The sequence below is a fragment of the Pseudarthrobacter sp. NPDC080039 genome, assembly GCF_040702335.1.
In the GTDB taxonomy this organism is placed as follows: Bacteria; Actinomycetota; Actinomycetes; order Actinomycetales; family Micrococcaceae; genus Arthrobacter; species Arthrobacter enclensis_A.
This window is the reverse complement of sequence record NZ_JBFBKY010000002.1, coordinates 220,417-232,727: the sequence shown is the minus strand read 5'-3', so window position 1 is coordinate 232,727 and position 12,311 is coordinate 220,417. Positions and strand designations below refer to the sequence as shown.

The 12,311-nt window shown below is 66.2% G+C and carries 10 protein-coding genes and 1 pseudogene; 4 read left to right on the top strand and 7 right to left on the bottom strand.

All coding sequences use genetic code 11. The annotated features are described in order from the left end of the window. Positions 1–76 precede the first annotated feature (76 nt). Complete coding sequence (locus AB0313_RS02990; protein ID WP_366303466.1) at positions 77–1,393, top strand: DUF6350 family protein; 1,317 nt, start codon at positions 77–79, stop codon at positions 1,391–1,393. Between the two features lie 14 nt (positions 1,394–1,407). Here the strand turns inward: AB0313_RS02990 and AB0313_RS02985 are convergent, their stop codons facing one another. Then, the gene (locus AB0313_RS02985; protein WP_366303464.1) at positions 1,408–1,839 is read right to left on the bottom strand and encodes a hypothetical protein; all 432 of its coding nucleotides are present in this window, start codon (positions 1,837–1,839) and stop codon (positions 1,408–1,410) included. A gap of 39 nt (positions 1,840–1,878) precedes the next feature. Between AB0313_RS02985 and purN the strand changes: the two genes are divergently transcribed. Next, complete coding sequence (purN, locus tag AB0313_RS02980) at positions 1,879–2,460, top strand: phosphoribosylglycinamide formyltransferase (protein ID WP_141940515.1); 582 nt, start codon at positions 1,879–1,881, stop codon at positions 2,458–2,460. A gap of 121 nt (positions 2,461–2,581) precedes the next feature. On the opposite strand, the gene AB0313_RS02975 is transcribed toward purN, so the two are convergent. Further along, positions 2,582–3,934 (bottom strand): MFS transporter, encoded by a 1,353-nt coding sequence (locus AB0313_RS02975; protein ID WP_366303462.1) that lies wholly within the window; start codon positions 3,932–3,934, stop codon positions 2,582–2,584. 142 nt (positions 3,935–4,076) lie between these two features. Between AB0313_RS02975 and purH the strand changes: the two genes are divergently transcribed. Continuing rightward, entirely contained in the window at positions 4,077–5,762 is a 1,686-nt protein-coding gene (gene purH / locus AB0313_RS02970) for a bifunctional phosphoribosylaminoimidazolecarboxamide formyltransferase/IMP cyclohydrolase (protein WP_366303460.1), read from the top strand. Positions 5,763–5,828: 66 nt separating this feature from the next. On the opposite strand, the gene AB0313_RS02965 is transcribed toward purH, so the two are convergent. Both AB0313_RS02965 and AB0313_RS02960 read right to left on the bottom strand, forming a co-directional pair. Continuing rightward, complete coding sequence (locus AB0313_RS02965) at positions 5,829–5,957, bottom strand: hypothetical protein (protein ID WP_307307301.1); 129 nt, start codon at positions 5,955–5,957, stop codon at positions 5,829–5,831. 22 nt (positions 5,958–5,979) lie between these two features. After that, entirely contained in the window at positions 5,980–6,957 is a 978-nt protein-coding gene (locus AB0313_RS02960) for a hypothetical protein (protein WP_366303458.1), read from the bottom strand. A gap of 331 nt (positions 6,958–7,288) precedes the next feature. Here AB0313_RS02960 and AB0313_RS02955 point away from each other — a divergent pair, with 331 nt between their 5' ends. After that, positions 7,289–9,508: an NADP-dependent isocitrate dehydrogenase gene (locus AB0313_RS02955; protein ID WP_366303456.1), complete on the top strand. Its 2,220-nt coding sequence runs from the start codon at positions 7,289–7,291 to the stop codon at positions 9,506–9,508. Positions 9,509–9,605: 97 nt separating this feature from the next. On the opposite strand, the gene AB0313_RS02950 is transcribed toward AB0313_RS02955, so the two are convergent. From AB0313_RS02950 to AB0313_RS02940, 3 genes and pseudogenes are all read right to left on the bottom strand, one after another. Further along, complete coding sequence (locus tag AB0313_RS02950) at positions 9,606–10,100, bottom strand: hypothetical protein (protein ID WP_366303454.1); 495 nt, start codon at positions 10,098–10,100, stop codon at positions 9,606–9,608. After that, complete coding sequence (locus AB0313_RS02945) at positions 10,097–11,374, bottom strand: serine/threonine-protein kinase (protein ID WP_366303452.1); 1,278 nt, start codon at positions 11,372–11,374, stop codon at positions 10,097–10,099. The genes AB0313_RS02950 and AB0313_RS02945 overlap by 4 nt, the downstream gene beginning before the upstream one ends. Positions 11,375–11,659: 285 nt before the next feature. Further along, positions 11,660–12,311: pseudogene (locus AB0313_RS02940) on the bottom strand (hypothetical protein); the annotation flags it as partial.

Sequence of the window (12,311 nt, the reverse complement as noted above, 5' to 3'; positions counted from 1 at the left end):
TTCGATTGCGATCAGTACGGCCGCGGAGCCTGTCGTTCGCGGGCGCGGCGCACCCTCCGTGACACCATGGAACACGATGAAACTGCGCGCTGATCAGACCGGAGACCGTGGCCTTCCCATGCCCTTGTGGCTGCAGGGGGCCCTTGAAACGGCGCAGGCGGCCGTCATCTCCGCGCTGGTGGTGGTGGCGCCCATCGTTGCCGTGTGGGCCACCGCCGGTTTCCAGAACGGGCAGTTCGAGGTGCTCGCCCGGCTGGCCGGCCAGTCCTGGCTCCTGGTCCACGGCGTGCCGCTTGGGCTTTCGGGGGCAGGGCCCGCCACTGCGAGCCATGGCGGCTCGGGCGTCCTGAGCCTGATTCCCCTGGGCCTCACCCTGATCCCGTTCCTTCTCGCATGGCGTGCCGGCCGCCGGCTCGCCCGTGCCTCCTACACCGACCAGTTATGGCAGGCGTTGCTCGGTTCGTGGGCGGTTTACGCGGCCTTCGGCGTCGCCACCGGCTTCGTTTGCCGCACTGCCGACGTCGCCATCAATCTCTGGTACGCCATGCTGGTTCCCCTGATTCCATACGGGCTGGGCATGGTGGTTGGCGCCCGGCGGGAAGCAGGCTCCTGGAGCCGGCTCATCGGCGTCGACGCCGTGGACTGGATCTCCCGCACCAGCCAGCATTCGCGCTGGGCCGGCTCGTATTTGGCATCGGCCGCGAAAGCAGGATTCGTGGCGGCGGTTTCGGCGCTGACCCTCGCCGCAGCTTTGCTGGCCGTGGACCTGTTCATCCACTGGAACCTCGTGGTCTCCGTCTACGAGGCGCTCGGAGCCGGACCCGTGGGAGGCGCCGCCCTCACCATCGCGCAGCTGGGCTTCCTGCCCAACCTGGTGGTCTTTGCCCTGGCGTGGACGTCCGGGGCTGGTTTTGCGATGGGGGCCGGTTCCCAGGTCGGTCCGCTGGCCACCGCCGTCGGGCCGCTCCCGTCCATTCCTGTCCTGGCGGCCATCCCCGCGGGACCCCTGGGCTACGCGTTCGTCGCCCTGATCGTTCCGGTGCTTGCAGGGGTCATGGCAGGCTGGTGGTTCCTCCGGGAGGGGGAGAACCACTTCGACGAGTGGCTCGCCATCAAGGTGCATGCCCGTTGGTTCACGGCAACCCTCTCCACCCTGGTGCTCGCTGCGCTCGTGGGGGTGGCGGCGGGCCTGCTGACGGCCTGCCTGGCATGGATCGCCAGGGGATCAGCCGGCCTCGGGCGCCTGACCGACATCGGCCCCGACCCCCTGTGGACTGGACTCTGGGTGGCCGCAGAGGTGGGTGTCGGCGTCGTGATCGGTTACGCAGCGGGACCATGGCTGGAACGGGAGAAAACAGCAGGCTCGGAACGGCACGGGGAACTGGTCCATTAGGGACCACTCCGCGGCTAGCGGACCTTCGTGGGCAGGACGTTCTGGAACTGCACCATGCAGGCATGGGAGGCCCGGTCCGTCAGCGCCCGTCCCAGGCAGGCCTGGTAGTCGCGCACCTGGTCAAACAGGACCATTGTGGTGACGATCAGCAGCACCATGACCACGGCCACCACCAGGCCGGAAATGGTGCCCACGAGAATCAGCTTGGATTCCTTCAACCGGGTGGCCCGCACCAGGAGGACCGCTCCCAGGACCAGGCTCGCTGCGGTAAGCAGCGCTGTCAACCACAGATAACCGACGTCCAGCTGGTACACGAAGAACGAACCAAGGACCGAGACCACGAACGTCCGGAACAGTGTGTGGGTCTTGGCCAGGGAGGCCTTCGCCGCGTCGCTGAGCGGGGGCTTCAGCTGCTGCTGCCCGCTCCGGCCCGGTTCGCTGTTCATGGTTTCCAGCGTACGCGAGCCTGCACCTAAGCTGGACCAATGCGTATCGTCGTCCTCGTTTCCGGAACCGGGTCCAATCTCCAGGCAGTCATCGACGCCGTCAAGGCAGGGGAGCTGGATGTTGAGATCGCAGCCGTGGGCGCCGACCGCCAGGGAACCTACGGCGTGGAACGGTCGGCCGCCGCCGGCATCCCCACCTTTGTGGTGGACTTCAGGGCCTATCCGGACCGCGCCGACTGGAACGCCGCGCTCACCGAGGCCGTGGCCGCCTACCGGCCCGACGTGGTGGTGTCCTCCGGGTTCATGCGGATCGTCAGCCCGGACTTCATCGGGGCGTTCAACGGCAAGTACCTCAACACCCACCCCGCCCTGCTCCCGGCCTTCCCCGGAGCCCACGGTGTGCGGGACGCGATGGCGTACGGGGTGAAGGTCACCGGCTGCACCGTGCACTGGGCCGACGCCGGCGTTGACACAGGACCCATCATTGCCCAGGAAGCCGTGACCATCGGGGACACCGACACCGAGGAAACCCTGCACGAACGCATCAAGGTGGTGGAGCGACGGCTCCTGGTGTCCACGCTGGCCGCGTTGGCCGCAGACCCCGCGTACTCCGCCGCCTAGCGCCCCTTTGCCACGCGCATCCTCACTTCCAGGGGGCGTATTACTTTGCGCGCCCTAAATAAGGTGCGCGAAAGGGAACGTGCGCGTCCAAAATGGATCAGCGAGTCGCAGTGGACGAAGGCTACTGCAGCCGGCGCCGGCGTGTCTCGGGGGAGAAGAACGCCATCCACAGCACGGACGCCAGGACCAGCGCACCGGCCAGGGCGAATGAAGTGGCCAGGCCGAGCTCGGGCCAGAAGTAATTAGCGAAGACCAGCGGCCCAAAGCCTGCGCCCAGGCGGGAGAACGTTGAGGCCCAGCCGAACCCGGTCCCGCGCAGTTCCGTGGGGTACAGCTCGGACACGTACGCGTACAGGACCGGGATGGCCACCTGCACCACGAACCCGAACACCAGCAGCCAGAACACCGCGGCCGTGGGGATGTCCACCACGAACGCCACGATCACCAGGATCAGCGCAGACAGCGGCCCCGTGATTGCCAGGATCCACTTTCGGCCAACCCGCTCCACCAGGAGTGCCGCCACCACTACTCCCAGGAATCCGACGGCGGCCATGGACGCCGTGGTGACGAAGGCTTTGTACTCGGCGAATCCCGCGCCGATCAGGATCCGCGGCATCCACGTCAGGGACAGGTAGTACACCAACAGGATGCTGAAGAAGAGGGCCCAGGCCGTGGCGGTGATTCTCCAGTTGAACTGCCAGACCGAGCGCAGCTGGGTCCAGGCGCTGCCGGCCGAGAGCCGCGGCACGTCCCTGGCGTCGGGGAGGCTGTAGGCCCGTGCCTCCGCCCCTGTGGCTTCCACCAGCCCGTCAATGATCCGGGCCGCTTCCTCCCGCCGGCCCTTGCGGATGAGGAACAGCGGAGACTCCGGCACGCTGCGCCGGACCCAGAAGACCAGGAGCGCGGGCAGCACCATCACCAGCAGGGTCAGCCGCCAGTCGCCCGAGAGGGCCACCAGTCCGGCCGAGACGAACCCGGCGAGGGCGGCGCCCACCGGCCACCAGCCATCCATCGCCGTCAGCACCCTGCCGCGCTGTTTCCGCGGCGTGAACTCGCCCACCAGTGCGTAATCCACGGGGATGCAGCCGCCCAGTCCGAAGCCGGCCAGGAACCGGAAGACGCAGAACCAGATGAAGTCAGGGGAGAACGCGCCCAGCACGGTGAACACCGAGAACAGCAGCAGGGTTGCGGTGAAGGCCTTCCGGCGACCCACTGTGTCCGCGATGGTTCCCCAAATAAAGGCACCCAGGGCCATGCCGATGAGGTTGGATGTTCCCACCCAGGCGGCCTCGCCGGCGGAGAGGGACCAGTGCTTGGACAGGAGGGGAATCAGGATGCCGTTGAGTGTCACATCCCAGGCGTCGAACATGAAGCCAAGGCCCCCCACCAGAAAAATCCTGCCCTGGACTTTCCATCGCCAGGGAAGTTCCTGGACCACCTGTTCGCCGCTGGGCACAGTGGTGTAAGTGTTCATCGCCGCCTCCTGTTGAAACTCTAGCCGGGCCCCGCCGCGTTCACACTCCGGAGGACGCACGGGGCAACCGCGCCCTTCGCGATAAACTGGCCCTATCCCCACCAACCGCGGCCGTGGTCCGCGAGATAAGACGGAGACATTTGTGAGCTTCACGCAGCATGAGCGCGTATCCATTGACCGTGTACCCATCCGCCGGGCCCTGATCTCGGTTTACGACAAGACCGGCCTGGAGGATCTCGCCAAGGGCCTGCATGCAGCGGGCGTGAAGCTCGTGTCCACCGGTTCCACTGCCAAGAAGATTGCCGCCGCAGGCATCCCGGTGCAGGAGGTGGAGGAAGTCACCGGTTCGCCCGAGATGCTGGACGGCCGCGTCAAGACCCTCCACCCGCGCGTCCACGGCGGCATCCTGGCCGACCGGCGCGTTCCGGCGCACATGGAGACCCTGGCCAGCATGGACATTGAGGCCTTCGACCTGGTGGTGGTAAATCTCTACCCGTTCGTGGAGACCGTCAAGTCCGGTGCCGCGCAGGACGATGTGGTGGAACAGATCGATATTGGAGGCCCCGCCATGGTGCGGTCGGCAGCCAAGAACCACGCCGCCGTCGCCATTGTGGTGGACCCGTCCTTCTACGGCCAGGTCGTGGAGGCTGCCGCAGCAGGCGGCTTCGATCTGAAGACCCGGCGCCGCCTCGCCGCCAAGGCCTTCGCGCACACCGCTGCCTACGACAACGCCGTGGCCACCTGGACCGCAAACCAGTTCCTGGACGAGGACGGCGACGGCGTCATCGACTGGCCCGCCTACGCCGGCCTGTCCCTGGAACGCTCCGAGGTCCTGCGCTACGGCGAGAACCCGCACCAGCAGGCTGCGCTGTATGTGGACAAGGCTGCGCCGGTGGGCATTGCCCAGGCAGACCAGCTGCACGGCAAGGCCATGAGCTACAACAACTTCGTTGACGCCGACGCTGCCCTTCGCGCCGCCTACGACTTCAGCGAACCCGCCGTCGCCATCATCAAGCACGCCAACCCCTGCGGCGTTGCCGTGGGTTCCGCCGATGCCGCCGACCCCATCGCTGATGCCCACGCAAAGGCCCACGCGTGCGATCCCGTTTCCGCGTTCGGCGGCGTCATCGCTGCCAACCGCACGGTAACCGCCGGCATGGCCAACACCGTCAAGGACATCTTCACCGAGGTTGTCATCGCCCCCGGCTTCGAGCCCGAGGCCGTGGAAATCCTCTCCAAGAAGAAGAACATCCGCCTCCTGGCCCTGCCCGAGGGCTACGGGCGCTACCCCACGGAGTTCCGCCAGGTCTCCGGCGGCATGCTGGTCCAGGTCACCGACAAGGTGGACGCCGACGGCGACAACCCCGCCAACTGGACCCTCGCCGCGGGCGAGGCCGCGGATGAGAAGACCCTCGCGGACCTCGCCTTCGCCTGGACCGCGTGCCGGGCCGCGAAGTCCAACGCCATCCTCCTTGCAGAGAACGGTGCCGCGGTCGGTATCGGCATGGGCCAGGTCAACCGCCTGGATTCCTGCCGGCTGGCTGTGGAGCGGGCCAACACCCTTGGCGTGACGGTAGAGTCCGACGTCGAAGGTGCCGGCGGTGCCTCCAACGCCGACACGAGCGGCGCACCCGAGCGTGCCCGCGGTGCCGTGGCAGCTTCGGACGCGTTCTTCCCGTTCGCCGACGGCCTTCAGATCCTGATCAACGCCGGCGTCCGCGCCGTCGTCCAGCCCGGCGGCTCCGTGCGCGATGAGGAAGTCATCGCCGCCGCCAACGCGGCCGGCATCACCATGTACTTCACGGGTGCCCGGCACTTCTTCCACTGAAAGTCCAAACAGCCGACGGCGCCCGTCCCCTGTGCAGGGGACGGGCGCCGTCGTCGTTGTGCTTGCTTAGTCCTGGTCCTCAGGGGGTTCCGGCTGGGGGAGACGAATTTCCCGGGGCTTGGCTTCCGCCATCCGCTCTTCCGTCCAGTACTCGAGGACTTCTTCGGGGGACTGGTTCAGGTCTGTGTGGCTCACGGAACCCTCGTCGGGCTGCGGTTTAGGAGGCTGCTGCAAGGTTGAAGGCCTTCTGGATGGTCGCGCCCCAGTACGGGCCGTACATCACGGCTGAGCCGTTGTAGCCGTAGCTGTTGATGGAATTCTGCAGGCCATCGGAGCCGGTGGTGGAGTCCGTCTGGATGAACCAGGGACCGCCCGAGGAACCGCCGGTCATGTCGCAGGGGATGCCCTGCGTGCCGAACTGGGGATTGTTGGTGTCCTTCGTGGCTTTGCCGGTGCAGCTCCACAGGGACGTGCCGTCGAACGGTGAGGCCTGCGGGTAGCCGTAGGCCTTGTAAGTCAGCCCATAGGCTTGGTTGAAGGCAGTGCCGGAACCGCCAACGACGTCAGTGAGCAGCTCGCCCTTGCTGTCCGGGTTGACCACGGCGAAGCCGGTGTCGTAGGTCATGTCGCCGTTGGAAACCCACTGGGTGGGGGCATACAAAGCCTTGGCGGTCCACTTGCCGTACGGCGCCGCGCCGTTGTCGTACGCCGGCACGAAGACGAAATTGGTGGCATACGCGCCGCTCTCATTCACGCAGTGCCCGGCGGTGGCTACGGTGCTGTGGTTACCCGAGGTGACAGCGTTGCCGGAGCACACATAGTTGGTGGTACCCATGGTGAAGAAGACCTTGCCGATGTGTGAAACGGGGCTTTCACTCTGTGCGATCCTGGGCTTGCCCTTGGTCCCCTTGGTGGTTGTGGCCTTGCCCTTTTCCACGAGAAGAGGGTTTGAGCGGTTGCCGCGTTCCAGCGCCTTGCCGGCCAGCGTGTCGCCAGGCACTGCAGCCTGCATGCGCTCAGGAGTCCAATAGTCTGCTGCGCCGCTGGCGTCCACTGCGACGCTGGCGATGGACGGGGTGGCCTTCCCGTCGGACGGGGCCGCCGCGGCAGAGGCCCCACCAGCCGAAACGAGCGCAAGTGCGGCGGCGGCCGAGAGAGTGAGGAGGCCGGAGGCCAGAGACCTTGTGCGTGTCATTGTTGTCCTGTCTGAACGGGGTTGGGCCCGGGATCGGGAGTGACTCAGCGAATTTATCGTTACCCGGCAAGTTTGTACACAGTAATGAGATACCAGAAACGGCCTTAAGTCCCTTCCGGCGTGTCCTTGCGCGGGTCGGTGACGACGGCGGGTCGGGGCACCCGGGTGCCCCGGGGCGCCGTCGGACGTCTCTATCGCTGTAATCCGGCTCTCAAGCGCGGTAACGCGGGAGGCCCGTTAAGGTTCGAACCGTCGTCCTCGGGTAAGTTGTACATGGTGAAATAGACCGAATTTTTCACAACCAAGCCGACCCACAGGGAGACGCCCGCGCATGTCCAAGATTATCTACACCCACACCGACGAAGCGCCGATGCTGGCTACCTATTCGTTCCTGCCGATCATCGAGGCCTTCGCTTCGACAGCAGGTGTGGAGGTGGAGACCCGCGACATTTCGCTCGCCGGCCGCATCATCGCCGTCTTCGGTGACTACCTGACCCCCGAGCAGCAGATCGGTGACGCCCTTGCTGAACTCGGTGAGCTGGCGAAGACGCCGGAAGCCAACATCATCAAGCTGCCCAACATCAGCGCCTCCATCCCGCAGCTGAAGGCGGCCATTGCAGAGCTGCAGGGCCAGGGCTACGCGCTCCCGGATTACCCGGACAACCCGTCTTCCGATGAGGAAACCGCCATCCGCTCGCGCTACGACAAGATCAAGGGCTCCGCCGTGAACCCGGTCCTGCGTGAAGGCAACTCGGACCGCCGCGCACCCCTGTCCGTCAAGAACTACGCCCGCCAGAACCCACACTCCATGGGCGCCTGGACCCCCGACTCCAAGACCAACGTGGCCACTATGGGCCAGAACGACTTCCGCTCCAACGAGAAGTCCGTGGTCATCGAGTCCGAAGGAACCATCTCCATCCAGCTGGTCCGCGAGGATGGCTCGGTGAAGGTCCTGAAGAAGGCTTTCCCTGTCCTGGCCGGCGAGGTCATCGACGGCACCGTGATGCGCGCCGCCGCACTGGACGAATTCCTCAAGGCCCAGGTGGCCCGCGCCAAGGAAGAAGGAGTGCTGTTCTCCGCACACCTGAAGGCCACCATGATGAAGGTCTCGGACCCCATCATCTTTGGCCACGTGGTCAAGGCCTATTTCTCCGAACTGTTCGAGACCTACGGCAAGCAGCTCGCCGCAGCCGGCATCAGCCCCAACAACGGCCTGGCAGCCATCCTCAGCAGCCTCGAGGACCTGCCCTCGGACGTCCGTGAAGGTGTCCAGAACCTGATCAAGAAGGGCCTGGAAGACGGCCCCGCTTTGGCCATGGTGGATTCCGACAAGGGCATCACCACCCTGAACGTTCCCAGCGACGTCATTGTGGACGCTTCCATGCCCGCGATGATCCGCAGCTCTGGCCACATGTGGGGCCCGGACGGCAAGGAAGCCGACACTCTGGCCGTCCTGCCGGACAGCTCCTACGCCGGCATCTACCAGGTTGTCATCGATGACTGCCGGGCCAACGGCGCCTACGACCCCACCACCATGGGCACCGTCCCCAACGTGGGCCTCATGGCGCAGGCGGCCGAGGAATACGGCAGCCACGACAAGACGTTCGAGATCCAGGAAGCCGGCAAGGTCCAGGTCGTTGACGGCAACGGCAGCGTCCTGATCGAACACGACGTCGTCCCCGGTGATATCTGGCGCGCCTGCCAGACCAAGGACGCCCCCATCCGCGACTGGGTCAAGCTGGCTGTCACCCGCGCCCGCGCCTCGCAGACCCCGGCCGTCTTCTGGCTGGACGAGGAGCGCGCCCACGACGCCAACCTCATCGCCAAGGTCAACGATTACCTCAAGGAACACGACACGGAGGGCCTGGACATCCAGATCCTGTCCCCGGTCAAGGCCATTGCTTTCACCCTGGAACGCATCCGCAAGGGTGAGGACACTATCTCCGTCACCGGCAACGTGCTTCGCGACTACCTCACGGACCTGTTCCCCATCCTGGAACTGGGCACCAGCGCCAAGATGCTCTCGGTTGTTCCGCTGATGAACGGCGGCGGGCTCTTCGAGACCGGCGCCGGCGGCTCCGCCCCCAAGCACGTCCAGCAGCTGCTGAAGGAAAACCACCTGCGCTGGGACAGCCTGGGTGAATTCCTGGCCCTGGCCGTCAGCTTCGAGCACCTGGCTACCACCACCGGCAACGCCCGCGCCCAGGTGCTGGCCGACACCCTGGACCGGGCCACCGGCACGTTCCTGCTGGAGAACAAGTCCCCTAGCCGCCGCGCCGGCGAGCTGGACAACCGTGGCAGCCACTACTACCTGGCCCGCTACTGGGCCGAGGAACTGGCCAAGCAGACCGACGACGCCGACCTGGCCGCCGCGTTCAGCTCGGTCGCCGGCGAGCTTTCCGCCAAGGAGGAAACGATTGTGGGCGAGCTGGCCGAGGTGCAGGGCTCTCCGGTGGACATCGGAGGCTACTACCGCCCGGACGACGCCAAGGCTTCGTCCGTGATGCGTCCTTCCGCCACGCTTAACAAGGTCATCGCCAGCCTGAGCTAGCGACGGGCTGCTGCGGCAGCTTTGACATAAAAGAAGCGGTGCTCCGGTCCAAGACCGGAGCACCGCTTCTTTAGTATTTGGTTCTGTCCGCCCGGGGTCAGTTCTTGCCTTTGCCCTTGTCGCTGTTGTTCTTCCCAGTGTCCCCGGCATTGCCCGGTGCCGGGGCAGGAGCTGCCTGGGACACAGGAGCTTGCGGCGTGGGGGATGTGCCTTGCGTCGGTTGGCCTGCGGCGTTGGAGGCGTCTTGGGCGGCCTTTGCGGCAGCCTGCTGGGCGGCGAGGATATCGTTCAGGTCAGCACGGACAGCGGTGGCCACAGTGGTGATGCTGCGGCGCCGTTCCTCGGAGACCTGGCCCTTTGACTGCGCCGCCGACAGGTCCGTCTCGAGCCCTTCCAGGGCCTTCAGCGCGGTGGCGGGGTCGTTCTGGGAGGCCGCCGCGGTCACTTCCAGCACCCGCGCCTGGAGTTGCGTGGCGGCTTCGCGCTGCAGCCCGCTGTTACTCGGGGCGCATCCGCTGAGGACGCCGGCCGCCGCCACAAACGCGAGGCACCCAGTGAGGACGCGGCCGCCGCGACCCGCTAAAAGGGTCACGGCTCCACGCTCTTCTGAAGCTCCTGCAGGTGGTCGCCCAAAACGCCTGTCACCGTGGGGTAGGGCACCACGTCTGCGGGCCGCGCGGAGACGCTCATCATCACCGCTGCGGCGCCTGCGGCAATTACCAGGACACCGATGACAACAGCCAGCCAGACCCGCCGGCTCCATGGAAGTCGGGGCTTCTTAGCGGCCGTGGCCGCGGGCGAAGCGGCTGTGGCCGTCGAAGCAGGGGGCGGGGCAGCAGCTGCGGCCGCCTTCCGGTCGGATACCCTGGCAGGGGATCCGGGAACCATCGCCCCCGTGGCTTCGGCAGCCTCACGCACTTCATCCACTGATTCTTCGGCAGTGATGGTGGGAGGGTGGAAAGGCATCGCCGGCAGTACCCGGGTGGATTCAGGAGCCAGTTCTCCCGGCGTTGATGCTGGGGAAACCAAAGCCTGGCGCAGGGCAGTCTCAATGTCCACAGCATTGGGCCGCTCCAGCGGCTCAATGGCTGTCATGGAACGGATGAGATCCGCCCATTCGGAGGGAACGTCGTCGGGAATCTCCGGGGCGCGGTGGAGCCGGGCCACGGCGGATTCCACCGCGCTGCCGGGATACTCCACGGTGCCCTTGATGCATTCCAGCAGCACCAGGCCCAAGGAGTAGATGTCTGTGGCCGAAGACAGCGGCTTGCCGAGGGCCTGTTCCGGGCTGAGGTAGGCAGCGGTCCCCACCATGGTTCCCGTTGCCGTCAGCCGGGTGGAATCGACGATCCTGGCGATGCCGAAATCCGTGAGCTTGGGTCGCAGCGGCTCGCCCGGACGGATCTGGACCAGGAGGATGTTGCCCGGTTTGATGTCGCGGTGGATGATGCCGAGGCCGTGCACATAGGCCAGAGCATCGGCGATCCCGGCACCAATGACGGCAAGTTCTTCAAGGGGCACCCGGCTGTGCCGTATGCGGCCGCGGAGGTCCTGGCCCTCCACCAGCTCCATGGTCAGGAACGGGCGCGGCTCGTCCGGTATCCGGTCATCAATGCCGGCGTCGAAAAGCGTTACCAGTCCGGGGTGGTTCAGGGTGGCGAGGAGCCGGATCTCGGCTTCCTGCCGTTTCAGTTCCTCGGCATCCGGAGCCTGGGGAGCGAACAGCTTCAGGGCCACATCGCGGCCCAGATTCTCATCGCGGGCGCAGTACACGGAGGACATTCCGCCGCGTCCGATGACGTCACCCAAACGGTAGCGACCGCCGACAACTTCATTCTTGATGGAGCTAGGCGATTCCGCCACCATGACCGTTCCTCCCGGTGCTCTGCGGCACTGTCGTACCTCAAATTATACGGGCGGGACACCGGAACCAGCGATTGACCTAGGCTTTCGCGTGCGACACGCCGACGGTCCGGCGGCGATTCCAAACACTTTCGCCGCCGGACCATTGGCTACAAGGACATGTGTGCTGACGACATGTTTTGTATGGTTGTTTCGTTTCGGGGCTGCCGTCCTCCTTTCTCCAGCCCGCAGGGCGGCCCACTTCAGGCGCACATCTGCGGGCTGTTCTCCCGTTCCGGAATGGGGCTTCTAGGACACCTTGCGCTTGCGGAGCACCAGCAGTCCGGCAGCCAGGAGCAACAGGGCCACAGGGACCAGGGTGCCGTCCCACCCCGTCTTGGCGAGGCCGCTGTGGGCAGCCCCCGTGTTGGCAAGAGACGAATGACCGCTGGCCGTGGTGTTGCCCGATGCTGTTACGGGGGTGATGGCTCCGCTGACAGCCCTTGAACCGGCCGGTGCTGCCGGGAAATCACCCATCCCTGCCGTCCCGGCATCGCCAATCATGCCCGTCTGATCATTGCCGGCAGTCGTCCCACTCCCGGTGCCGGCAGTGTCGCTCGGCCCCGGGTCCGTGGTGCCCAAATCGACGGCGCCCGGGTCAAGGGTGCCGGCGTCTCCGATCATGCCGTCACCCGGGGTCGCGGTACCGGGGTCCGTGGTGCCTGGCGCGTTGGTGCCCGGTGTGCCGGTGCTGGTGTCGGCGCCGGCTCCGATGCCCACGTTGATGCCTAGATCGACCGCGGGATCAAGAGCTCCGTTCCCCGCAGTTCCGCTGCCCAACCCGGCGCCAAGGTCTACGGTTGCGGCGAGGGCTGCCGTCGTTGCGTCCGTGGTTCCGGTCCCGGTGGTGGTGCCCCCGAGGCCGAGGTTGACGTCGGCTGTGGCGGCCGGGTCGGTGGTT